The sequence below is a fragment of the Streptomyces sp. NPDC052101 genome (assembly GCF_040680235.1).
GTDB lineage: Bacteria > Actinomycetota > Actinomycetes > Streptomycetales > Streptomycetaceae > Streptomyces.
In genome coordinates this window covers 95215-119018 of sequence record NZ_JBFAWH010000006.1, presented here as the reverse complement: position 1 = coordinate 119018, position 23804 = coordinate 95215, and the positions used below count along the sequence as shown (strand labels likewise).

Sequence of the window (23804 nt, the reverse complement as noted above, 5' to 3'; positions counted from 1 at the left end):
CTGGCGAACCCTGGCGAATAGTCGCCCGGCAACCTCCACGGGTCTACTGTCAACTCAGCCGAGAACCTGGGGGCTTGACGTGAGCGGACAACCCAACACCCGCCTGGCGGACCTGTTCGGCCTGGCCGGCTGGTCCAAGGGCGAACTCGCGAGGCTGGTCAACAAGCAGGCGGCGGCCATGGGCCACCCCCAGCTGTCGACCGACACCTCCCGGGTGCGGCGGTGGATCGACATGGGAGAGATCCCGCGCGATCCCGTACCGCGGGTGCTGGCGGCTCTGTTCACCGAGCGTCTCGGCCGTGTCGTGACCATCGAGGACCTCGGTCTGGTGCGGCACGGGCGTGCGGGAAGACGGCAGGGCGACGGGATCGAGGAACATCCCGACGGCGTGCCGTGGGCGCCCGAACGTACCGCCGCGGTCCTCACCGAATTCACGGGAATGGACCTCATGCTCAACCGACGCGGCTTGGTGGGCGCGGGTGCCGCGCTCGCCGCGGGATCCGCACTCAGCAGCGCCATGTACGACTGGTTGCACACCGACCCGGCCCTGAAGGCCGACGCCCCCGTCCTCGACGACCCCCTGCACGCCGACCCCGCCGGGTTCGACCGCTATGAGGCCGCCCCCATCGGATCGCAGGAGATCGAGGAGCTGGAACGCTCGGTCGAGGTGTTCCGTGCCTGGGACGCGGCCCGTGGCGGCGGGCTTCAGCGCAAGGCGGTCGTGGGCCAGCTCAACGAGGTGGGCGGCATGCTCGCCTACCACCATCCACCCCATCTCCAGCGCCGCCTGTGGGGCGTCGCCGCCAACCTCGCCGTCCTCGCTGGCTGGATGTCGCACGACGTCGGCCTGGAGCCCACGGCGCAGAAGTACTTCGTCATCGCCGCCCATGCCGCCCGGGAGGGCGGTGACCGGCCGCGGGCCGGCGAGGCCCTGTCCCGGGCGGCCCGGCAGATGGTGCACCTCGGCCGGCCCGACGACGCACTGGACCTGATGAAGCTCGCCCAGTCCGGCGCCGGCGACCGCCTGCAGCCGCGCACCAAGGCGATGTTCCACACCATCGAGGCCTGGGCCCAGGCCTCGATGGGCAAGGGCCAGGCCATGCGCCGCACCCTCGGCCAGGCGGAGGACATGTTCGTCGCCGACCGGGGCAAGGCCGAACCGCTGGAATGGATGCAGACCTTCAAGGACGAGGACCTGTACGGCATGCAGGCCCTCGCCTATCGCACGCTGGCCGAGTTCGACCCGAGCGAGGCCGTGCACGCCCAGCACTACGCGGAGAAGGCGCTCGCCCTGCGTGTCGACGGGCGGGAGCGGTCGAAGATCTTCGACCATCTGTCCATGGCGTCGGCCTGCTTCATCGCCGACGACCCCGAACAGGCCGACCGCTACGCACGGCTGGCCCTGATGTCGATGGGCTCGAATTCCTCCCGTCGCACCTGGGACCGGCTGCGCCAGATGTACCGGTTGACCGCGGAGTACGCCGGCTATCCGAGGATCCACGAACTGCGGGAGGAGATCCGGCTCGCCCTGCCCAAGCCGAGGGCCAAGGGCGCGGGCAGCGCGCAGGCGTGAGCGCACAGGCCCAGGGCCTGTGCGCCGATTCACCTCGACAACTCGTACCTCAGCGACTCACGGTCCAGCTCATGCGGTGACCCTCATGCGGTGACCCTGGCGACGAGCACGCACGCGTCGTCCTCGCGTCCGGCCCCGCCGAACTCCTCGACCAGTGTCCGTACGCAGTCCTGCGCGGTGCGCGCCGCGCCGAACCGCGGGGCGAGGTCGAGCAGGCGGTCCACGGCCGCGGCCGGGCTGTGCCCCGGTACCAGTCCGTCGGTGTGCAGCAGGAGGAGGTCTCCGGGCCGGAGGGTCTCGTCGGCCTCTCCGTAGACGGCGCCCGAGGTGGCGCCGAGCAGGACGCCGTCCGGTGCGTTCAGCATGCGCCCCGTCCCGTCGCGATACAGCAGCGGGGCGGGGTGTCCTGCCTGCGCCCACACCAGGGTGTGCGTCTCGGGACGGTAGCGGCAGCAGACGGCGCTGCCGAGGGCGGGCTGCACGGTGGCGTCCAGTAACTGGTTGAGCATACCGAGCAGTTCGCCGGGCCGGGTGCCGGCCAGCGCCATGCCGCGTACGGCACCGAGCAGCATCGCCATGCCGGAGGCGACGGCCACCCCGTGCCCGGTGAGATCGCCGACGCTGAGCAGGGTCTCGCCGTCGGACAGTTCGAGCGCGTCGTACCAGTCGCCGCCCATCAGGGTCTGCGTCGCCGCGGGGAGGCGGTGGGCGGCCAGGTCGAGGGTTCGTGGCCCTTGGTGCGGGAGCCGCAGGGAGCCGCGCCACGGCGGCAGCACGGCTTCCTGCAGCTCGGCCGCGATCCGGTGCTCGGTCTGCTCCTGCCGGCGATGACGCTGCAGCGAGTCACGGGTCTCGTGCACCGTCCGCTGGCTGCGGCGCAGCTCGCTCACGTCCCGCAGCACGGCCCACATCGAGGCGGTCCCGCCGTCGGCGCCGAGCACCGGTTCGCCCATCATGTGCACCGCCCGGACGAGGCCGTCGGGCCGTACGACGCGGAACTCGCCGTCGATGGGCTTGCCGTCGACCAGGCAGTCCGTCACCATCGCGGTCAGTTTCGGCCGGTCCTCGTCCAGCACCAGCGAGGGCAGTTCGTCCAGGGTGAGGGCGGGGGCGTCCGGGGCGAGGCCGAGGATCTGGTACAGCTCACCGGACCAGGTCGCCTCGTCCGTCAGCAGGTTCCACTCCGCGCTGCCGACGCGGCTGAGCAGCGAGCCGGGCGGGGGGGCGGCCGGCACGGGCCGTACGGCGGGTGCCCCGGCGGATGCGGCCGCAGCCGCCGGCTCGGTGTCCGGGCCGTCCCGGAGCTGGGCCAAGTGGGCGTCCAGATCGTCGAGTTGGTGCAGCGCGAGGTCGCACAGGGCGCGCTGCCAGCGCTCCTCCGGGTCCGCCCCGTCGCTCGGGGTGTCCCGCCGTACGGCGTTCACCTCGCCTTTCAGCTGTCGCGTCTGTGTGATCAACGCCTCGAACGAGCCGCGTCCGGGTGGCTGGGCGGATGAGCGGTCCGCGGAGACAGGGGACGGCATGACGCACTCCGATGGGGACGAAACGGCCGGGAGGGGACGGGGGGACCGTTACGACTCTTGCACAGCCCGCGACGCCCCGTAAGGGATTTGGCAACACACGATAGGTTGGTGCTTCCGGCATATGCCAGAGTCTTGCCGGAGTGATCCCGGCACACAAATGACGTACGCGTATCGCCGGTCAAGTCGTAGTCGCCCTACGGGAGTTGCGTAACGCGGGGCGCGTGCGCCCGGCGCTCGCTCATGTGTTTGCCGCTCCTGTGTTCCAGCGTGGCGCAACCGTCCTGTACCCGTCGAACTATGACTGGATTTGGTGTCATGCGAGGCGCCTTCGCAGAGTCCATTAAGGCATGGATGCCATCACAGTCGAACAGTCCGCCCAGGCCAGGCTGATCACCGCGGAGGATCAGGAGATCCCCGTGTCGGCCACGCTGCGCTACTCCACGGACGACCCCCTGGCCGTCTTCGTGGACTTCCCCGCCGAGGCCTCCCTGGAGGGCGAGGAGGTCAGCTGGGTCTTCGCGCGCTCCCTGCTCGACCAGGGGCTGCGGGCCCCGGCCGGCCACGGGGACGTACAGATATGGCCGTACGGCCGTACCCGGACCGTGCTGGAGTTCCACTCGCCCCACGGCCTGGCCCTGCTCCAGTTCCCCGCCTCCGCGCTGCGCCGCTTCCTGCTGCGCACCTACGCCACGGTGCCGGCCGGGCAGGAGGACGTGTCCGCAGTGGTGGAGCGGGGGCTGGGCGCCCTGTTCGGCGGGGTGTGAGGGCGCTCCCCGAACGACTTTGACTTTTGTTCATCTCCACCTCACCGCACCGGTATGGACCCCGACTGTCACCACGGGCACCCTGGCGCGCGGCGTGCCGCAGGGGCACCGAAGGGGACAAGGACGGGGCGAATGACACCGATCAGCCGAAGAGGCTTCGTGGGACTCGGCGCATCCGTGGCGGCGGGTGTCGCGCTGAGCGCCGGAACGCGCACCGCCGCGGCAGCGACCACGGCGACCACGGCGACCGGCACGATCAAGGACGTGCAGCACGTGGTGATCCTCATGCAGGAGAACCGCAGCTTCGACCACTACTTCGGCCGGCTGAAGGGCGTGCGCGGCTTCGACGACCGCAGCGGCATCACCCTGAGCGGCGGCTACCCGGTCTTCAACCAGCCCAACGGGACGGGCCGTCAGTACCCGTGGAAGCTCAGCGCGACCCCGGACGCGGGCGGCAAGGACGGCGAGACCCTGGCCCAGTGCAGCGGCGACCTGCCCCACTCCTGGTCCTCGCAGCACTCCGCCTGGAACAAGGGCCGGATGGACAACTGGGTCGCGGGCGTCGGCAACGTCCGCTCGCTCGGCCACCTGGACCGCTCCGACATCCCCTTCCACTACGCGCTCGCCGACAACTACACCATCTGCGACGCCTACTTCTGCTCCACGCTCAGCGCCACCGGCCCCAACCGCACCTACCTGTGGAGCGGCAAGGTCGACTCCTCCAGCTACGACGGCGGCGACGAGTCCGGCCTGACCTGGCAGACCTACGCCGAGGCGCTGCAGGCCGCCGGGATGACCTGGAAGGTCTACCAGAACGCGGCCGACAACTACGGGGACAACGGCTGCGCCTACTTCAAGAACTTCACGAACGCCAAGGCGGGTGACCCGCTGTACGACCGCGGCATGTCCTCGGTGCCGAAGGCAACCGGCTCGACGCCCGACGACATCGCCGCCGCCATCAAGGCCGACGTCGTCGCCGGCACCCTGCCGCAGGTCTCCTGGGTGGTCCCCAACCAGGCCTTCTCCGAGCATCCCTACGCCCCGCCCGGCGACGGCGCCCACTTCGTCAACCTCGTCTACCAGGCCCTCGCAGCCGACCAGGACGTCCTCGACTCGACCGTGCTGTTCCTCAACTACGACGAGAACGACGGCTACTTCGACCATGTGCCCCCGCCGGCACCCCCCGCCGGCACGGCCGGTGAGTTCCTGAACGGGGTGCCGTACGGCTTCGGCTTCCGCGTCCCGATGCTCGTCATCTCGCCCTGGACGCGCGGCGGCTGGGTCTCCTCGGAGGTCTTCGAGCACACCTCGGTGCTGCGCTTCCTGGAGACCTGGACGGCCGCCCTCGGCAAGCCCGTCACGTGCGCCAACATCAGCGACTGGCGGCGCCGGGTCAGCGGCGACCTCACCGGGGTCTTCGACTTCGCCAACCCGGTGTACGGCGCGGTGTCCCTGCCCGCGACCGGCGTCATCGGCATCGACACCTGCGGCCCGCTGCCCAACCCGGTGCCGACGGACAACGCCCTGCCCGCCCAGGAGCCCGGCACCCGCCAGGCCCGTGCGCTGCCCTATCAGCCGGGCGGCTACCTGGACCACCTGGAGTTCGGCGCGGCCGGCAAGATCCTCGCCTGGTTCACCATGACCAACCAGGGCGCTCCGGCGTCCCGGGCGGCTCACTTCTCCCTGCACCCCAACGCCTACCGCGACACCACGCCGTTCCAGTACACGGTCGACGCGGGCGGCACCGCCTCCGACTACTTCAACATCGGCACGGGCTTCGGCGGCGGCAAGTACGACCTGACCATGGTCGGCCCCAACCGCTTCCTGCGCCGCTTCCAGGGCGACGCGACCAAGGCGGGCAGGTCCGCGGAGGTGAGCACCCGTTACGCGACCGAACCGGGCACGGGCAAGCTGGCCGTCTACTTCAAGATGACCAACTCGGGCTCCTCGACGGTGAAGTTCACCATCACCTCCCACCACTACCGCAGCGACGGACCCTGGACCTACACCGTCGCCGCGGGCGGCTCGACGGAGGACTTCTTCAACGCCGTCGCCTACCAGAACGGCTGGTACGACTTCACGGTGACCGTCGACTCCGACACGACCTGGTCACGCCGGTTCACCGGGCACCTGGAGACGGGTGCCGCCAGCGTCAGCGGCTGAGGCCGGCGCAGGGGGCGTACAGGTCCGGGCGCGGGGCGAGTTCGACGGCCACCCGGCCGCCGCGCTCCAGCGCCCGGACCCCCGCCTCGGCGACGACGGACGCGGCATAACCGTCCCAGGCGCCCGGACCGGTGACCTCGCCGCGCCGGGTGGCGTCGACCCAGGCCTGCACCTCACGGTCGTAGGCGTCGGCGAAGCGGACGAGGTAGTCCTGTGCCACCTCCTCGCGGGCGCTGCCCGCCGCGGTGACGACCATGCCGTGCCCGGCACCGATCCGGGCGCTGCCCCGCTCGCACACGGCCTCGCAGCGCACCTGGTAGCCGAATCCGCAGTTCACGAACACCTCGACGTCGACGAGTGCGCCTCCTTCGGTCTCGAACAGCACGAACTGCGGATCGAGCAGGCCCTCGGGGGCGTCGGCGGACGGTGTGGGGCGCAGCACGGTCACCGCCGTCAGCTCCTGCCCGAGCAGCCAGCGCGCCGCGTCGATCTCGTGCGACACGGAGCTGTTGATCAGCATGGCGCTGGTGAAGTCGTCGGGGGAGGAGACGTTGCGGTGGGTGCAGTGCAGCATCAGGGGCCGGCCGAGGCTTCCGCCGGCCAGCAGCGCCTTGAGGCGGCGGTACTCGCTGTCGTAGCGGCGCATGAAGCCGATCTGGGCCAGCCGGCGGCCCAGCCGCGCCTCGGCCTCCACGATCCGCAGCGCACCGGTGGAGTCCGGCACCATGGGCTTCTCGCACAGCACCGGCAGTCCGCGGGCGAAGGCGGCGAGCAGGGCCTCCTCATGGGCCGGGCCGGGGGAGGCGATCAGCACGGCCGCGACACCGGGTGCGTCGAGCGCGGCCACCGGGTCCGTGTGCACGGTGACGCTGTCGAGGCCGGCCGCCGCTTCCTCCGCCCGCTCGATGTCGGGGTCGGCCACCGCCGCGACCCTTGCTCCGCTGACCACTTGGTCGAGCCGCCGTATGTGGTCGGCCCCCATGTGTCCGGCACCCAGTACCGCAACCCCGAGCAGGTCACCCATGTGCGCGCGCTCCCTTACGCCGACGATCACGCCGTAGCGTACGCCGCGCAGGGAGCGCTGCCGGGGGGCTCAGTACCGCAGCACCCCCGCGATACCGTCGGCGTCGCCCAGCGTGCCGTCGGGTACGAAGCGGACGTCGGCGCCGGTCTCCAGACACTGCTCGACGATCTCGTCCACGATGTCGTCGCGGGCGTCCAGGTCGCCGGGCTCGGCCGGGACGAGGTGGTCGCCCTGGTCACGGACGGTCGTGCGGTAGTTCTCCTCGACGGCGAGGAGCCGGACGCGGCCCTCCCGGGCGTTCTGCCACAGCTCGTCCACCCCGGCCGCGAAGGTCTTGTGCCCGCGTGCCGAGGTCAGTTCCTCGACGACGGTCGTGGTGTCCTTGCGTGTCTCCGCTGCCAGGACCGGCTGCAGAGCCTGCCACACGGCCTCCGGGCCGGAGTGCGAGAGGCCGCCGTAGGGGACCTGGACGGCGTTCCTGGCGAGGCTGCCGGCCTCCTCCAGCAGGGACAGTGCCGCCTGCTCACCGGTGACGTACAGCGGCCGTGGCTGCTCGCGCAGGAGCGTGCTCATGGCGGTGTCCGCCGCGCGCAGGAAAAGCCGGGTGCCCTCGTCACGGAAGTTGCTCGGCACTTCGCCGATCTGCATCTGGCGCTCGGCGTCGAAGTTCTCCTGCCTGCGCTCCAGCGGGAAGCCGCCCGAGCGGTCCTGCACCACCCGGCCCTCGCCGCCGCTCCACAGGGTGACGCGGTCCGCCGAGACCGACAGCACCCAGAAGGGCCGCTCGGCCGCATGCGCGGCGACCAGGTTGCGGGTGAGGAAGGTGTCCGAGAGCACCACCCGCTCGGGGACGGTGCGGGCCAGGGACCACACCTGGTGCTCGCCCGGAGCGGCGAAGATCACCAGGCCGTCCTCGGCATGCGCCAGGTCCACCTCCGTCAGCGCCCGGTCGAGCTGCGCCACGACGTCGTTGCGCCGCTCACGGGTGACGGCGGGATCGGACTCCAGGCGCCTGCGGGCCTCGGTGACCACATTGCGCAGCCGGACGGGATCCTGTCCGTTCTCGGGTTCGCGACGGTGCGTCGGGGTCAGCACGGACACCGCGGGATAGGGGCGCGGGCGCCGCAGTTCGGCAAGGGTCGCGGGACTCAGTGCGTGCTCCATGACAGCACGATAGGTCCGATTCACAGGCACGGCATTCGGGGTAATCCGGACCGGGGGTCGCGGCGGATCTCCGCGCCGCGGAACGGTGACAGGGCGCCCCGCGGACGGATACCTTACCGGCCAGTAACCGGTCCGCAGTGCACCCCAGGAGGCCTGAATGCCGCAGCTCGAAGTCGACGGAGCGGCCCTGACGTACGACGACGAGGGTCCCCGTGACGCACGGGAGGTGCCCCTGGTCCTCATCCACGGCTGGACCGCGAACCGGCACCGCTGGGACCACCAGATGGCGCACTTCGGCGAAAGACGCCGGGTGATCCGGCTGGACCTGCGCGGGCACGGGGAGAGCACCGGGGCCGGGGTGCGTACGATCGCGGAGCTGGCGCGGGACGTCCTCGCCCTCCTCGGCCATCTGGAGGTCGAGCGGTTCGTGCTGGTCGGCCACTCGATGGGCGGCATGATCGCGCAGACCATCGCCCTGGCCCACCCCGAGCGGGTGGAGCGGATGGTGCTGGTGGGCTCCATCGCCCGGATGACGTACAGCCGTGGCCGAGGTCTGCTCATGGCCGCCTCCACCCTCGTGCCGTACCGGCTGTTCGTGGCCGCCAACATCCAGCGCGCCTTCGCGCCCGGTCATCCGCGCGAGGAGATCCGGGCGCACGTCCGCGCCTCCGCCGAGACCCCGCGCGAGGTCGTGATGACGCTGTACGGCGCCATGCGCGCCTTCGACGTCCTCGGCCGGGCCGGCGAGATCCGCACGCCCACCCTGATGGTGCACGGCTATCACGACGTGCAGCTGCCGGTGCGGCAGATGCTCCGGATGGCCAAGGCCTATCCGGACGCGGTCGTCCGCATCCTCGACGCGGGTCATGAACTGCCGCTGGAGAAGCCGGCCGAGCTGACGGCCGTGCTGGACCGGTTTGTGAGCGAAAAGCCCTGACCCTCGGGTCGCTTGGTGAAGTCTTTGCCTGTGGCCGGTTCCTGGTGGCGCCGGCCCGACGGCATGGGCTTCGCAGATTTCGCGCAAGCAAAAGACGGCCGAAATGATGGGGGTGGGCGGGTCGGCCGTGTTGCGGCCGAGTTGACTGCCTGAGGCAACTGACGGACGCTCGTCATATAGGTGCTCGATACAACTGGTTTGTCGGCCGCTCCCTGGTTCACCTGGGAAAGCCCAGGTGAGCGCCGGAGCCGGCCGCGAGCCGGAGGCAGGAGGCAGCGCATGTGCGGCATCACCGGATGGGTGTCCTTCGACCGTGACCTGACCACCGAGGCCACCACATTGCATGCGATGACCGAGACGATGGCCTGCCGCGGCCCGGACGACCGCGGTGCCTGGGCCGAGGGCCCGGCCGCCCTGGGCCACCGCCGACTCGCGATCATCGACCTCCCCGGCGGCCGTCAGCCCATGTCCTTCGACACCCCCGAGGGAACCGTGGCGATGGTGTACTCCGGGGAGGCGTACAACTTCACCGAACTGCGCGGGGAACTGGCGGGCCGCGGCCACCGGTTCACGACCGACTCCGACACCGAGGTGGTCCTGCACGGCTACCTCGAATGGGGGGACGCGGTCGCCGAACGGCTCAACGGGATGTACGCGTTCGCCGTGTGGGACGGCCGGCACGACAAGCTCGTGATGATCCGCGACCGCATGGGCATCAAGCCGTTCTACTACTACCCCACCTCCGACGGCGTTCTGTTCGGCTCCGAGCCCAAGGCGATCCTCGCCAACCCGCTGGCCCGCCGCCGGGTCGCGCTGGACGGGCTGCGGGAGCTGTTCGTCATGATCAAGACCCCCGGACACGCCATCTGGGACGGCATGCGCGAGGTCGAACCCGGCACGGTCGTCACCGTCGACCGCTCGGGCCTGTCGACGCGCGTCTACTGGCGCCTTCGGACCCGTCCGCACACCGACGACCGCGACACCACCATCACCACCGTGCGCTCGCTGCTCGACGACATCGTGCGCCGCCAGCTGGTCGCCGACGTCCCGCGCTGCACACTGCTCTCCGGCGGCCTCGACTCCTCCGCGATGACCGCGATCGCCGCCCGGCAACTCGCCGAGCAGGGCGAGCGGGTGCGCAGCTTCGCCGTCGACTTCGTCGGCCAGACCGACCATTTCGTCGCCGACGAACTGCGCGGCACCCCCGACACCCCCTTCGTGCACGACGTGGCCAAGCTCGCCGACACCGACCACCAGGACATCGTGCTCGACGTGCAGTCCCTCGCCGACCCCGCCGTGCGCGAGCAGGTCATCCGCGCCCGCGACCTGCCGGTCGGCTTCGGCGACATGGACACCTCGCTGCTGCTGCTCTTCCGCGCCGTCCGGGAGAAGTCCACGGTGGCCCTGTCCGGCGAGTCGGCCGACGAGGTCTTCGGCGGCTATCTGCAGTTCTTCGACGAGGAGGCGCGCCGCGCCGACACCTTCCCCTGGCTGGTCCGCTTCGGCCGCGACTTCGGCGACGACTCCGAGATCCTGCGCGCCGACGTGGCCAAGTCCCTCGACCTGGAGGGCTACATCGCCGACGGCTACCGCACCGCGGTCGCCGCCGTCGACCGGCTCGACGGCGAGAGCGACTTCGAGTACCGGATGCGGCAGATCAGCCATCTGCACCTGACCCGTTTCGTCCGGATCCTGCTCGACCGCAAGGACCGGACGAGCATGGCGGTCGGCCTGGAGGTCCGGGTGCCGTTCTGCGACCACCGGCTGGTCGAGTACGTCTACAACGCCCCGTGGGCGCTGAAGTCCTTCGACGGCCGGGAGAAGAGCCTGCTGCGGGAGGCGGCCGCGGACGTCCTGCCGCGCTCGGTGTACGAGCGGGTCAAGAGCCCCTACCCGTCCACCCAGGACCCGCAGTACGCCCGCGCCCTCCAGGAGCAGGCCAAGGACCTGCTCGCCCAGCCCTCCCACCGGGTCTTCGACCTCATCGACCGCGACCGGCTGCGCCAGGCCGCCGAACGCGAGGCGCCGGTCAGTACCCAGGCGGGACGGCGAGGGCTGGAACGCACCCTGGATCTCGCGCGCTGGCTGGACGTCTACTCGCCCGAGGTGGACCTCAGCTGAGGCCGATGGCCCGGTCCGCGGCCGCCGCCGTGGGCTGCCACCACGTCGTCACCGGCTCCCACACCAGGACCTGCTGCCCGGTGCCGAGCTGAGCGGCGGTGAAGGAGCGGCCCCGGTGCGCGGTCGAGGCGGCCACGGCCACGGTGTCCACCCGGCGGGCCTCGGGGTCCGCCGGGTCGCCGATGGTCCGGACGTCGGCGTAGGCGGTCCGGCCCGGCGCGAGCCGGTAGCTGCCGGTGCCGCCCTGCGGCGTCGGCAGTGCGGCGCCGTCCAGGTTCCCGAAGGTCACGGTGGGCACACGGTCGACGAGACACGCGCGGGCGCCGCGGTTGCTGACGCTGACGCGCACCACGGTCGGTGCGCCGGCCGCGGCCTTCGCCCGCATCGGCAGGGTCTTCTCGGCGCAGCGGACGGGTGGGGAGTCGCCGGTGGCGGCCTGACTCTGCGGTGCGCTCAGCAGCAGGACCGCGGTGGCGGCCGAGGCCGCCGGTACGGCGATGGCGGCGCGGATACGCATGGTCATTCCCCCTGTCGCGGGCACGTACGGGATGCGGCGGCCGAAGGGCGCCTGCCTGTGTGACGGCCGGGAGGGGCGGAAGGTTGTGCCGGATTCGCACGCATGACCCGGTTGCGTCGTCACTGTCATCAGTTGGTGGTGTTCATGATGTCGCTCCGATCGGTCCCGTCCGCCGGGCAGGAGCTGCCGTTCGGCGGCAGGGAGCCGTAGAGCAGGAAGTCGTCGACCTTCCGGTGCACGCACTTCGAGGAGGTGTATCCGGTGTGGCCGTCGCCCTTGTTGTCCAGCACGACGGCCGACGAGCCGAGCCGGGCGGCCGTCTCCACGGTCCACCGGTACGGCGTCGCCGGGTCGCCGCGCGTCCCTACCAGCAGCATCTTCGGCGAGTGGACGTTCTTGACCCGGTCACGGATGAAGTCGGTGCCCTTGGGGCGGCCGTAGCACATGAGCAGCTCGGTCAGCCGGTAGCGTCCGAAGACCGGCGAGGCCTGCTCGTACGCGGCCCGCAGGTTCTTCAGGTCCTTGGTGATCTGCGCCGCGTCGGGCCGGTCGGGGTCGTCGGCGCAGTTGATCGCCATCAGCGCGGCCGGCAGGTTGTCCGACGGGACGTCCTGCGGATCCACCAGACCGCCGTTCCCGCTCCGTGCCACGCCGGCCGGAGCGGCACCCCCGGTGGCGAAGGTCAGCACGCCCCGGGTGTCGCCGTCGTCGACCAGTGAGGCCAGGGCGCGCTCCAGGGAGGGCCACAGCTGCCGGCTGTAGAGGGCCTGCCCGATGGCGCCCACCAGGTCCTGCCCGGAGAACGAGCCGCCGGAATCCGTCGGGACCGGGTTCTCGTCGAGCGAGTGCACCAGCCGGACCACCTGGTCCCCGGCGGCCCGCCGGTCCTGGCCGAACGGACAGGCGACGTCCATCGCACACCAGTCCAAGAAATCGTCCAGCGCTGTCTGCTGCCCCTCGGCACCGGCCACCCCCTGCTCGGACAGCGGCTCGGTCAGGGTGTCGACGCCGTCGAGGGTGAACCGGCCGACCTTGTGCGGGAACTGCGCCGCGTACACCGCGCCGAGCCGTGTTCCGTAGGAGAAGCCCAGGTAGTTGAGCTTCTTGTCGCCGAGGGCCTGGCGGATGACGTCCAGGTCGCGGGAGGCGTTCACGGTGCCTATGTACGGCAGTACGGGGCCGGAGTGCCGGGCGCATTCGCCGGCGGCCTTGCGCAACTGCGCGAGCAGCGTCTGGGGATGGCTGAGGTCGGCGTTGTCGGCCGTCGCCTGCGAGGCCTCGTCGGTGGCCTCGCCGCAGCTGACGGGGGAGGACTGGCCGACGCCGCGCGGGTCGAAGGTGACCACGTCGTAGCCGTTCGTCAGATCCATGAACTCCCGGCCCTCGGCGGCCAGTTCCGGTATGCCCGCACCGCCCGGTCCGCCGAAGTTCAGCAGCACCGAACCCAGCTTCTGCCCGGTGGCCTGATAGCGGGCCAGGGCCACGTCGAGCGTGCCCGTGCGGGGCCGGGCGTAGTCGAGCGGGACGGTGACCTTCGCGCACTGCAGGTCCTTCGGCATCTCCGGGCCCTTGCAGGCCGCCCAGGTCACCTTCTGCCGGTAGAACCGGGTCAGGTCGGGCTGCGGATGACCGTCGGCGGCTGCGGGCAGCCCGGCTCCCAGCAGCGCCAGGGCGAGGACCCCGGTACCCGCGCAGTGCCGCACGGCGGACCGTGTGGACGGCTTGGCCAGCATCGATCGCCTCCCGGGACGCCTGTCGCGGACCGGGGACGGCGCCCTTCGGATCACCATAAGCGGGCCCCGGACGGCCCGCCTCCGGGCGAGCGGTACGGCGTCCGGTGCCGTACCCTTCGCCCGCTTCATTCCCAGTTGGCGATCATTGAGCGGCTTTACATGCAGTTCGATAACAGTATCGCTCGACGGGGTGAAAGACCGATAAGCCATAACTCCGATGGTTCGCGGGCGTTTTACGGGTTGCGGGCGACTGCCCGCGACGAAGTCTGGAAGGCAGGAAACCTATGAGACGGGCTACCCGTAACGGCGTGATCGCCGCCGTCGCAGTCTCCGGGGCGATGGCCGTGGCGCTGCCGGTGTCCGCGGCCTTCGCGGCCGGCGGCGCCGGGGCCGACGGCTCCGCGGCCGGCTCGCCCGGGCTGATCTCCGGCAACGGCATCCAGCTCCCGCTGCATGTACCGGTGAACGTGTGCGGCAACACCGTGAACGTGGTGGGGCTGCTCAATCCGGCCGCCGGCAACGCGTGCGCGAACGGCGACGACGGAAAGGCCCGGTCGCGGAAGTCGGGCGGGGCCTCCGCACACGGTGAGGCGAAGGGCTCGCCCGGCGTGCTCTCCGGCAACGACGTCCAGCTCCCCGTCGACGTCCCGGTGAACGTCAGCGGCAACAGCGTCAACGTGATCGGGGCGGGCAACCCGGCCGAGGGCAACCGGTCGGTCAATGGCTCCGACGGCCTGCCCCGCACCCCTCGCCACCGGCACGGCCCGGCCGTGAAGCCACCGGCGAAGCACCACGCGGACCTGGAGCCGATGGCGTCCGCGCTGGCCCACACCGGTACGGACGCCGTCTTCCCCGTCGTGGCCGGCGGCGCCGCGCTGCTCCTCACGGGCACGGCCCTCTACCGCCGCTTCCGCCCCGGCCGTCCCGACTGACCACGCTCCACCCGAGGCCCCACCGGACGTAGACCCGGTGGGGCCTTGCGCGCCGGGCTCCACGCCCGCACCGCCCTCGGTCCTTTCCCGTCGCAGGTGCTCTTCGTCGCGCGGCCGCGAAAGCGGCGGCGGCCGGGGCGCGCGGGGCGCAACGGCTGATCTCCCCGTGGCGCGGCCCCCGTTGATCCGGAAGGATGCGGTGCGGCAGTCCGGTCCCGACGGAAATGGAGCGCATCGATGACCCCTGCGGCCCCCCACGACCTCGTCGTCACTCAGGCCACCCTCGCCGACTGGCCGGTGATCGCCGGATGGGCGGCGGCGGAGGGCTGGAATCCCGGACTGTCGGACGGGCCCGTGTTCTTCGCGCAGGATCCCGAGGGGTTCTTCCTGGGCCGCCTCGACGGGGAGCCGGTGTCGGCCATCTCCGTCGTCAACTACGGCGCGGACTACGCCTTCCTGGGCTGCTATCTCGTCCGCCCCGACCTGCGCGGCCACGGCCACGGCCTCACCACCTGGAAGACCGCACTCGCGCACGCCGGTGACCGCACCGTCGGCCTGGACGGCGTCGTCGCCCAGCAGGACAACTACCGCCAGTCCGGCTTCGAACTCGCCTACCGCACCATCCGGTTCACCGGCACCGCCCCGCAGGGCGAGGCGCCCGCGGGGATCCGGCCGGCCGGCCCCGCCGACCTCGCCGCGATCACCGCCTATGACAGCGCCTGCTACCCGGCCGACCGCCCGCGCTTCCTCGCCGAGTGGCTCACCGGCCCCGGCCACCGGGCCTTCGTCCGCCACGACGGAGCACGCCTGACCGGTTACGGCATGATCCGGCCCGGCCGCGACACCCTGCGCATCGGCCCCCTCTTCGCGGACACCGCCGGCGACGCCCGCGCCCTGTTCACCGCCCTCACGGCCGAGGCCGCCGGACGCGAGGTCGCCATCGACGTGCCCGAACCGAACACGGCCGGTGTCGCGCTCGCCGAAGAGGCCGGATTCCAGGCCTCGTTCGAGACCGCCCGCATGTACACCGGGCCGGTGCGCGAGCACGCACAGCACCGTGTCTTCGGGGTCACCACACTCGAACTCGGCTGAGGGGCAGGGGAGTCGCGAAGGAAACGGCGCCGGATCAGTTCCGTGCGGTCTGCCCGGCGAGCACCGGCCCGGCCGGCGCGTCCGCTCCCGGGGCGACACCCTGTCGCCGCGCCGGAAAGGCGTACCGGTGGCCCGCGACCGTCGTCAGCGCCAGCAGGGCCGGTGCCAGGGCGGTCCACGGCAGGGCGCCGGGGCCCAGACCGTCCAGCGCCACACCACCGGTGAGCGAACCGGCGGCGATGCCCGCGTTGTACACCGTCGTCTGCAGCGAGGTCGCCACATCGGCCTCGGCCGGTCCCGAGGCGTCGACCAGCGCGGTCTGGATCAGCGTCGGCGCCCCGCCGAAGGCCACGCCCCACAGGGCCACCGCGCCGACCAGCACAGCGTGCGTCCGCGCGCCCAGGCCGAGCGTCGGCAGCACGGCGGTGAACAGGGCGAGCGCGGCCAGCAGCGTGGTGCGCGGATGCCGGTCGATCAGCACTCCGGTGAGCCAGATCCCGGCCACCGTGGCCGTCCCGAACACCGCGAGCAACAGTCCCGTACGGCCGTACCCGGCATGTCCGGCGAACGGGGCGACGTAGGTGTACATCACCTGGTGGCCGAGCAGCAGGAACAGGGTCACCGACAGCACCGGGCGGATTCCGGGGCGCAGCGCGACCCGGACGAGCGGCACGCGCGCGTGCGCGGGTTCGCCGGGGAAGCCGGGCACCCGGACCCGTATCCAGGCCACCAGCGGCACGGCGAGGACCGCAAGCGTCGCGAAGGCCGCCCGCCAGCCGACCGCCCCGGCGAGCGCGGTACCGGCGGGCACCCCGAGCGACAGGGCCAGCGTGATTCCGGCGAGCACGATCGCGATGGCCCGCCCGCGCCGCTCGGCCGGCACCATCCGGGCCGCGTAGCCGACCAGCATCGCCCACAGCGTGCCGCCCGTGGCACCGGCCAGCAGCCGGGCCGCGAAGGTGAGCGGGTATGACGACGACAGCGCGACCAGGGTGTTGCTCACCGCGAAGCCCAGCAGGGCGCCGCACAGCACCGGGCGTCGCGGCAGTCCGCGCAGGGCCGCGGTGACCGGGATCGCGGCCAGGAAGGAGGCCGCCGCGTAGGCGGTGACCAGGAAGCCGATCCGGGACTCGGTGACGCCGAGCGGGGGCGCCATCGCGGGCAGCAGGCCGGCCGGCAGGAGTTCGGTCAGGACGGCGGTGAACGCGGCGCAGGACAGGGCCAGCAGCCCCGACCAGGGCAGCGGATCCCCGTTGACCTGGGAAGACGAGGAGGACTTGGTCATGCGACCATGGTCGGAGCCTGACATCAGTGTGAAGGTCAAGCGCGCGGGCGGGAGGCGGGCATGCGGATCGGTGAGCTGTCGCGGCGTACGGGTGTGCCCGCTCGTCTGCTGCGCTACTACGAGGAGCAGGACCTCCTCCACCCCGAACGCGCCGGCAACGGCTACCGCAGCTACCCAGAGTCCGCGGTCGCCGATGTCCAGCAGATCCGCGGCCTGCTGGACTCCGGTCTGACCACCGAGATGATCCGCGCGATCCTGCCCTACCTCTCCGGACCCGGCGAACTCCATCCGCCCGCCCAGTGCGTGACCCCCGCGACCGCCGCCCTGCTCCAGGGCCACCTGGAGCGCATCCAGTCCCGGATCGACTGCCTGGCCCGCAACCGCGACCGGCTCAGCGCCTATCTCGCCGCCGTACGGCCGGAGAGCGGCGGGCGTTAATCGCTTTGCCCGGCCCCGTCCGGCATGGTCGAGTGGAGGGCATGGACCACAAGGCGGTGCTTGCCCGCTACGACCGTGACATGCGCGAGAACGCGACTCCCGACGGCCCGGACGCCCGGATCGAACGGGCCGGCGCGGTGGTGCGTCAGGTCGCGGACGCGGAGGGCTGGAACGGCGTGCTCTGGTCCGATCTGGACCCGGCGGGCGCGGACCGGGCGATCCATGAGCAGGTCGCGTACTTCACCGGCCTCGGCCGCGACTTCGAATGGAAGCTCTACGGACACGACCGGCCGGCGGACCTCGGCGCCCGGCTCACCGCGGCCGGATTCAGGGCCGAGCCCGAGGAGACGCTGCTCATCGGCGAGACCGGCCGGCTCGCCCTGGACGCCGCACCGCCCGCGGGCATCCGGCTCGTGCAGGCCACCGACCCGGCCGGCGTCGATCTCGTCGTGGACGTGCACGAGAAGGCCTTCGGCACCGACGGCACCCGGCTGCGGCACCGGCTGCTCGCCCGCCTGGCCGCCGCCCCCGGCACGGTCGTCGCCGTGGTCGCGCTCGCCGGGGACGAACCCGTCAGCGCCGCCCGGATGGAGCTGGTGCCCGGCACCCTGTTCGCGGGACTGTGGGGCGGCGGCACTGTCGAGGGCTGGCGGGGCCGGGGCATCTACCGCGCCCTGGTCGCCCACCGCGCGCACGTCGCCGCCGCCCACGGCTACCGCTATCTCCAGGTCGACGCCTCACCGATGAGCCGCCCGATCCTAGAGCGCCTCGGCTTCCACGCGCTGAGCACCACGACCCCGTACCTGTACGAGAGCTGATCCTGCGTCAACGGCGCGGGGAGCGGTCGCCGGAGGCGGAAGCGGTCCGCTCCGGTTATTGCCGGGACTTTCTGTTCATCCGGCCTTCATGCCATGTACCTTTCAACCAATCGACGCGTGTAGAACCCTCAAGCCGGCTCTACGCGCGCAGACTTGGCGCCGCACCGCCTCTCCCCACCCCTCATGGAGGTTTCGCCGGATGCTTGGATCCAGGAGATCCCGCCGCAGACTCACCACCGCTCTGGCCGGATTCGGGCTGCTCCTCACCGGAGCCGCCGTCCAGGTCGGCAGCGGCACCGCCGCGCACGCGGCCACCACGCACCGCATCCTGTTCGACAACGCCCACGCCGAGACGGCCGGGAACGCCGACTGGATCATCTCCACCAGCCAGCCCGACCCGCTCGGCGAGAACTCCTCCCCGTCCGCCGAGACCGACTGGACCGGCGCCCTGTCGTCCTGGGGCGTGGCGCTGCAGAAGACCGGCGACTACAGCCTGAAGACGCTGCCGTCGGGTTCCAGCCTCAGCTACGGCGGCTCGTCCTCGACGGACCTGTCGAACTTCGACACGCTGGTCCTGCCGGAGCCGAACACGCTGTTCACGAGCGCCGAGAAGACGGCGATCATGAACTTCGTGAAGAACGGCGGCGGTCTGTTCATGATCTCCGACCACACGGGCTCGGACCGCAACAACGACGGCTACGACTCGGTCCAGATCCTCAACGATCTGATGACCAACAACAGCGTCGACTCCAGTGACCCGTTCGGCTTCTCGATCGACTCGCTGAACATCAGCTCCGACCACCCGGCAGCGATCAGCGACAGCACCGACCCGGTGCTGCACGGCTCGTTCGGCACGGTCACCAAGAGCCTGATCGCCAACGGTACGACCGCCACCCTCAAGCCCGCCGACAACTCCTCCGTCAAGGGCCTGCTCTACCGCAGCGGTTACTCCGGCAACACCGGCGCCTTCTTCCTCACCAGCACCTACGGCAGCGGCCGGATCGCCTACTGGGGCGACAGCTCCCCGATCGACGACGGCACCGGCCAGCCCGGCAACACCCTCTACGACGGCTGGAACGACTCCAGCGCCACCAACGCGGCCCTCGCCCTCAACGCCACCGCCTGGCTGGCCGGTGCGGGCACCAGCGGAGGAGGCGGCGGTGGCGGCACCGGCACCTGCACCGCCGCCCAGCTCCTCGGCAACAACGGCTTCGAGTCCGGCAACAGCATCTGGAGCGCCACCAGCGGTGTCATCACCAACTCCAGTGGCGAATCGCCCCGTTCGGGCTCGTACTACGCCTGGCTCGACGGAAACGGCACCGCCACCACCGACACCCTGTCCCAGTCGGTGACCATCCCGTCCGGCTGCTCGGCCACGCTGAACTTCTCTCTGCACATCGACACGGCCGAGACCACCACCAGCACGGCCTACGACACCCTCAAGGTCCAGGTCCTGAGCAGCTCCGGCACGGTCCTGGGCACCCTGGCCACGTACTCGAACCTCAACGCGGCCTCCGGCTACACCCAGCGCAGCTTCGACCTCAGCGCCTACGCCGGGCAGACCGTCACGCTGAAGTTCACCGGTACCGAGGGCTCCAAGTACCAGACGTCGTTCGTGGTGGACGACACCGCGCTCAACGTCGCCTGAGCCGAACCGGCGGGGGTGGGTCGCCGGCTCCACCCCCGCCCGTGTCACGCCGCCGGCACCGTCCGCTCCGGAGTGTTCCAGCCGGACACCCGCACACCCGGCGCCGAGCCGCGCAGATCGGCGGTCCGGTAGGTGGCGGTCAGCGTCACCGACTCACCCGGCCACAGGCTCACCTCGTTGTCGGACCAGCGCACCGGCAGCACCGGCTTCCCCTGCGTGTCCACGAGGTGGACGTCCGTCAGCAGCGCCGGGGTCTTCCCGCTCCCGGTGTTCCGCAGGGTGACCGTCGTGGTCGACGTACCGTCCGACGACTCGGTGGCCGCCGTCGCCGACACCGGTACCTGTGCCATCGAGGCCAGCCCCGTCAGGTCGGCGTAGCTCGTCGTCGGCGTGTAGTACCAGGTGGTGCCGGACCAGTCGAGGGTGTCGGGCCGGGTGGAGAGCCAGTACACGTTGCGGCTCACCTCCCTGCCGCCCGCGTCCGTCAGGACCAGGCGGAGCAGATACGTCGACGACAGTCCGCTCACCGAGGGCGGCAGGGTGAGGGCGGTGCCGTGCGCCCCGTCGCCGTTGACCCTCAGCCCGGTGACGGTCTTGTCGTACTTCTGTGTCCCGTCGGGGTCGAACAGCGTGGCCCGTGCGGTGAGTCCGGTCGTGGCGGTGTGCCGCTGGTTGAGGACGACGACCGAGTGGTCGTCGTACCCGTACTGGATGTGCAGCGGCTCGTTCGCCTTCTTCGCGCCGAAGTAGGCGCCGCCCTGGTCAAGATAGCGGTCCGTCAGCTGCCAGTGCAGGGACGTCCAGCCGCTGTTGAACATCCAGTGGATCACACCGGTCGAGGGCTTCGAGGTGTCCGTGGCGTTGCGTTCGTACGCCTCGAACTGGGCGCGGACGTTCTCATACTGGGCCAGCTGGGCCTTGCGCACATAGTCGGCGAGGCTCGTGGGGGCGCCGTAGCGGCCGGTCAGCGCGGCGTCGTAGATCTTCAGGGTGCCGAAGACCGGGGACGGCGAGCGGTGGTACTGCCTGGCCCCGGGATCCTTCCAGAGGGTGTCCAGTTCGGCCGGGGTCAGCATGCGGCGCAGGGTGTCGAGGGTGGGGATGCTCGGGCCGGCGCTGGTCTCGGAGTTGAAGCCGACCGCCCCGCCCTCGCGCTTGGCGTACCAGTAGCCGGGCGGCACCCAGTCGTACGGGCCCGTCATCTTCATGCCCGAACGGCCCAGCTGCGGCGAGGAGTTGTCGGAGGCGGCACTGACCACCGGGTCGGGCCAGTCGGCAGCCTCCAGGGCGTCCAGATAGGTCTTCTCGATCTTGGCGTCGGGTGCGAAGTCGCTGCCGATCAGGAACGAGACCACGCTCGGGTGGTCCCGCAGCCGGGCGGCCTCGGCGGCCATGGACGCCCTCGCCACCGGATAGTCGGCGTCGGTCCACGGGTCCCCGGGCTCGCCGTCGCCGTTGACGTTGCCCTCCCACTTGTCGCAGCACTCCCAGCCCGGCAGCGTGAGCACGCCGTAGCGGTCGGCCAGCTCGAAGAACTCGTCGGGCTCCAGGTGCCCTTCGAGGCGGATGGCGTTCAGTCCCAGGTCGAGGGCGTACTTCAGCCGGTCCTCGACATAGCGGCTGTCCCAGCGCAGGAACTCGTCCGGCGACCAGCCGCCGCCCTTGATCAGCAGCTTGCGGCCGTTGATCCGGTACTGGCGTGCGCCGTCCGCGTTCAGCGGCGCCCGGATGTCGCGGATGCCGAAGCTCTCGTGCGCGGTGTCGGACGTCGTACCGGCCACGGACGCGGTGAGGTCGAGGTCGTACAGCGGCTGTCCGCCCATCCCGGCCGGCCACCACACCTTCGGAGAGGTCAGATGCAGGCCCGGAGTGTCGGCGGGGGAGAAGGTGACGGTCCTCGTCTCGTGGGCGGCGAGCGGGACGCGCCCGGTGAACGTCGTCGCGCCGACGGTGCCGGTGATCTCGGCCGTGACCGGTTCGCCGGTGTCGTTGCGGGCCTGCGCCTTCACCGTCAGGTCGGCGGAGGAGAGCGACGGCACGGCCAGCCGGGTGACGACGTGCGCGTCGCGCAGCGCCACCGGCCCGCCCCTGCGCACCAGGACGTCCCGGACGATGCCCATGTTCCGGTCGGGCGGCGGCTGGAGCCAGTCGATCCAGCCCATCGTGAGGTCCTTGTCCGGGTCGTTGGGCCGGACGCGGAAGGCGACCGTGTTGCCGCCGGACCTGACCAGCGGGGTGATGTCCAGCTCGTGGCGGGTGTAGGCGCCGGTGATGTCCGCGGCCTCGGCCACCTGGTGGCCGTTGACGTAGACGTCGGCCGCCGGGAGTACCCCGCTGAAGTCGAGGGTGGTGCGCCGTGCGGGGTCCTCGACGGTGAAGTCGGAGCGGTACCACCAGGGGACCTGGAAGTCGGCCCTCGGGATCTTCTGCTGGTTGGTGGAGAAGAACGGATCGGCGTACACGCCGTCGGCGAGCAGCGCGGCGAGGACCGTGGAGCGGGGGACCGCCGGATACCAGCCCTTGGCCGGATAGCCGGGGGAGGAGACAGCCGCCGGCGAGTCGGTCACCTGCGCCGAGGACTGGATCGCGTAACCGGTGAGCGGGGTGGCGGTGCCGGCGGCGGAGGAGACACGGGTCGTCGGGGCCGGCCCGTGCGACGGCGGCTCATGCCGCGCGCCGGCCCGGGCAGCGCCTCCGGCCAGGGCGGAGAGCAGGCCGAGGACCAGCGCGGTGACGGCGTACCGGCGTCGGAGGGCGCGGCGAGGGGGCATGGCAGGGCTCCGGCTTGTAAAGTTAGGAAACTTTACTAACTCGACTCAAGCTAGGGCGCCGCGCGGGCCCTGTCAACGACCGTGGGCCGGTGGGCCATCGGGCCGGTCAGGTTCCGGCCGTCCTGCGCTCGAACACCTGGTCCCGGGCCGTGTCCAGCGCCGTGGCCACCGCGCCGAGCAGGACCGCGTCCGCGCCGAGCCGGCTCGGCGCGATCCGGGGGCGCAGCGGGGTGAGGGCGCGCACCCGCTCCTGGACCGGACGCAGCAACAGGTCGACGCTGTGGCCGACACCGCCGCCGAGCACCACCAGGTCCGGGTCGAGCACGGCGGCGGCCGCCGCCACGGTGTGCGCGATCCGCTCGCCCTCCAGCTGCACCGCCCGCAGGGCCGCCGACTGGCCCTGCCGGGCCGCGTCGAAGACGGCCTTCGCCGTGAGCTGCCCGCTCATCCCGAACTCCCGGGCGGCCTCCACCACCGCCACCCCGGACACCGCGTCCTCCAGCCGCTCCGGCTTCTGCCGGCCCGCCCAGGGCAGGAAACCGATCTCGCCGGCCAGCCCGTGCGCCCCGGTGAACAGCCGTCCCTCGCTGACGACGCCCATGCCGAGTCCGGTGCCGATCAGGATGTACGCGAACAGCCGGGTGCCCGTGCCCTCGCCGTACGTGTACTCGCCGAGCGCGGCGAGGTTCGCGTCGTTGTGCACCTCCAGCGGCACGCCCAGCTCCTCGCCCATCCGGTCGACGAGCCCCGCGCGCCCCCAGCCCGGCAGGTGCATCGCGTACCGCACCCGCCGCTGCTTCGCGTCGTAGACGCCGGGCGTGCCGACCACCCCGTGCACCACCTCGGCCGGGTCCACTCCCGAGCCCGCGATCACCTGGCGCGCGGTGCCCACGACCAGGTCGGCGAGCGCGGCCGAGGTGCGGGCGCGGTTGCGTACGTCGGACCGGGCGACCACCGTGCCGTCCAGGTCGACCACGGCCACCCGGAGCCAGCCGCGGCCGATGTCCACGCCGAGCGCGTACCCGGCGGCCGGGTCGGGGGCGTACAGCACGGCGGTGCGGCCGCGCTCCGGGGCGTGGGTGCCGACCTCGTGCACCAGGCCGGCCGTCTCCAGAGAGGCCAGCGCGCTGGAGACCGTCGGCTTCGACAGGCCGGTCTCGCGGGCCAGTTGGGCGCGCGAGGCGGCGCCGAGGGCACGCAGCCGGTCGAGCAGCAGCCGCTCGTTCGTACTGCGCAGCCGCCGGCGGCTCCAGGGCTGTTCCTGCTGCTCCATGACATCGCTCGCGGCCATCGCACCATTC

General features: G+C 71.7%; 18 protein-coding genes. 10 read left to right on the top strand and 8 right to left on the bottom strand.

Annotation, left to right across the window (positions count from 1 at the left end):
• Positions 1-79: 79 nt before the first annotated feature.
• Positions 80-1573 carry a hypothetical protein gene (locus AB0L75_RS13895; RefSeq protein ID WP_365180116.1) on the top strand — a complete coding sequence of 498 codons (1494 nt, stop codon included), beginning with the start codon at positions 80-82 and terminating at the stop codon, positions 1571-1573.
• Between the two features lie 83 nt (positions 1574-1656).
• Here AB0L75_RS13895 and AB0L75_RS13890 read toward each other — a convergent pair whose 3' ends face one another.
• Complete coding sequence (locus tag AB0L75_RS13890) at positions 1657-3096, bottom strand: SpoIIE family protein phosphatase (protein WP_365180113.1); 1440 nt, start codon at positions 3094-3096, stop codon at positions 1657-1659.
• Between the two features lie 347 nt (positions 3097-3443).
• Between AB0L75_RS13890 and AB0L75_RS13885 the strand changes: the two genes are divergently transcribed.
• On the top strand, positions 3444-3860 hold the full coding sequence (locus tag AB0L75_RS13885) for an SsgA family sporulation/cell division regulator (protein WP_365180110.1): 417 nt from the start codon (positions 3444-3446) through the stop codon (positions 3858-3860).
• Positions 3861-3992: 132 nt separating this feature from the next.
• The gene (locus tag AB0L75_RS13880; protein ID WP_365180107.1) at positions 3993-6023 is read left to right on the top strand and encodes a phosphocholine-specific phospholipase C; all 2031 of its coding nucleotides are present in this window, start codon (positions 3993-3995) and stop codon (positions 6021-6023) included.
• On the opposite strand, the gene AB0L75_RS13875 is transcribed toward AB0L75_RS13880, so the two are convergent.
• Positions 6013-7047: a Gfo/Idh/MocA family oxidoreductase gene (locus AB0L75_RS13875; protein ID WP_365180104.1), complete on the bottom strand. Its 1035-nt coding sequence runs from the start codon at positions 7045-7047 to the stop codon at positions 6013-6015. The two genes, AB0L75_RS13880 and AB0L75_RS13875, sit on opposite strands and share 11 nt — an antisense overlap.
• Before the next feature lie 69 nt (positions 7048-7116).
• Positions 7117-8211 carry a chemotaxis protein gene (locus AB0L75_RS13870; RefSeq protein WP_365180101.1) on the bottom strand — a complete coding sequence of 365 codons (1095 nt, stop codon included), beginning with the start codon at positions 8209-8211 and terminating at the stop codon, positions 7117-7119.
• A gap of 157 nt (positions 8212-8368) precedes the next feature.
• Here AB0L75_RS13870 and AB0L75_RS13865 point away from each other — a divergent pair, with 157 nt between their 5' ends.
• Positions 8369-9148, top strand: coding sequence for an alpha/beta hydrolase (locus AB0L75_RS13865; protein WP_365180098.1), 780 nt, complete (start codon positions 8369-8371; stop codon positions 9146-9148).
• A gap of 279 nt (positions 9149-9427) precedes the next feature.
• Positions 9428-11269, top strand: coding sequence for an asparagine synthase (glutamine-hydrolyzing) (gene asnB, locus AB0L75_RS13860; RefSeq protein WP_365180095.1), 1842 nt, complete (start codon positions 9428-9430; stop codon positions 11267-11269).
• Here the strand turns inward: asnB and AB0L75_RS13855 are convergent.
• Complete coding sequence (locus AB0L75_RS13855; protein WP_365180092.1) at positions 11262-11786, bottom strand: DUF4232 domain-containing protein; 525 nt, start codon at positions 11784-11786, stop codon at positions 11262-11264. The two genes, asnB and AB0L75_RS13855, sit on opposite strands and share 8 nt — an antisense overlap.
• A 128-nt stretch (positions 11787-11914) precedes the next feature.
• Positions 11915-13519 (bottom strand): alpha/beta hydrolase, encoded by a 1605-nt coding sequence (locus tag AB0L75_RS13850; protein WP_365180089.1) that lies wholly within the window; start codon positions 13517-13519, stop codon positions 11915-11917.
• A 284-nt stretch (positions 13520-13803) separates the two neighbouring features.
• On the opposite strand from AB0L75_RS13850, the gene AB0L75_RS13845 reads away from it, so the two are divergent.
• Both AB0L75_RS13845 and AB0L75_RS13840 read left to right on the top strand, forming a co-directional pair.
• Positions 13804-14451, top strand: coding sequence for a chaplin (locus AB0L75_RS13845; protein WP_365180086.1), 648 nt, complete (start codon positions 13804-13806; stop codon positions 14449-14451).
• Positions 14452-14688: 237 nt separating this feature from the next.
• Entirely contained in the window at positions 14689-15543 is an 855-nt protein-coding gene (locus tag AB0L75_RS13840) for a GNAT family N-acetyltransferase (RefSeq protein ID WP_365180083.1), read from the top strand.
• 34 nt (positions 15544-15577) lie between these two features.
• Here AB0L75_RS13840 and AB0L75_RS13835 read toward each other — a convergent pair whose 3' ends face one another.
• The gene (locus AB0L75_RS13835; RefSeq protein WP_365180080.1) at positions 15578-16828 is read right to left on the bottom strand and encodes an MFS transporter; all 1251 of its coding nucleotides are present in this window, start codon (positions 16826-16828) and stop codon (positions 15578-15580) included.
• Between the two features lie 60 nt (positions 16829-16888).
• Between AB0L75_RS13835 and AB0L75_RS13830 the strand changes: the two genes are divergently transcribed.
• From AB0L75_RS13830 to AB0L75_RS13820, 3 genes are all read left to right on the top strand, one after another.
• Positions 16889-17266 (top strand): MerR family transcriptional regulator, encoded by a 378-nt coding sequence (locus tag AB0L75_RS13830; RefSeq protein WP_365180077.1) that lies wholly within the window; start codon positions 16889-16891, stop codon positions 17264-17266.
• 41 nt (positions 17267-17307) lie between these two features.
• Positions 17308-18084 carry a GNAT family N-acetyltransferase gene (locus tag AB0L75_RS13825; protein ID WP_365180074.1) on the top strand — a complete coding sequence of 259 codons (777 nt, stop codon included), beginning with the start codon at positions 17308-17310 and terminating at the stop codon, positions 18082-18084.
• A gap of 199 nt (positions 18085-18283) precedes the next feature.
• Positions 18284-19732, top strand: coding sequence for a hydrolase (locus tag AB0L75_RS13820; protein ID WP_365180071.1), 1449 nt, complete (start codon positions 18284-18286; stop codon positions 19730-19732).
• Between the two features lie 44 nt (positions 19733-19776).
• Here the strand turns inward: AB0L75_RS13820 and AB0L75_RS13815 are convergent, their stop codons facing one another.
• Both AB0L75_RS13815 and AB0L75_RS13810 read right to left on the bottom strand, forming a co-directional pair.
• Positions 19777-22503 carry a sugar-binding domain-containing protein gene (locus AB0L75_RS13815; protein WP_365180068.1) on the bottom strand — a complete coding sequence of 909 codons (2727 nt, stop codon included), beginning with the start codon at positions 22501-22503 and terminating at the stop codon, positions 19777-19779.
• Between the two features lie 106 nt (positions 22504-22609).
• Positions 22610-23794: an ROK family transcriptional regulator gene (locus AB0L75_RS13810; protein WP_365180065.1), complete on the bottom strand. Its 1185-nt coding sequence runs from the start codon at positions 23792-23794 to the stop codon at positions 22610-22612.
• Between the last annotated feature and the right edge of the window lie 10 nt (positions 23795-23804).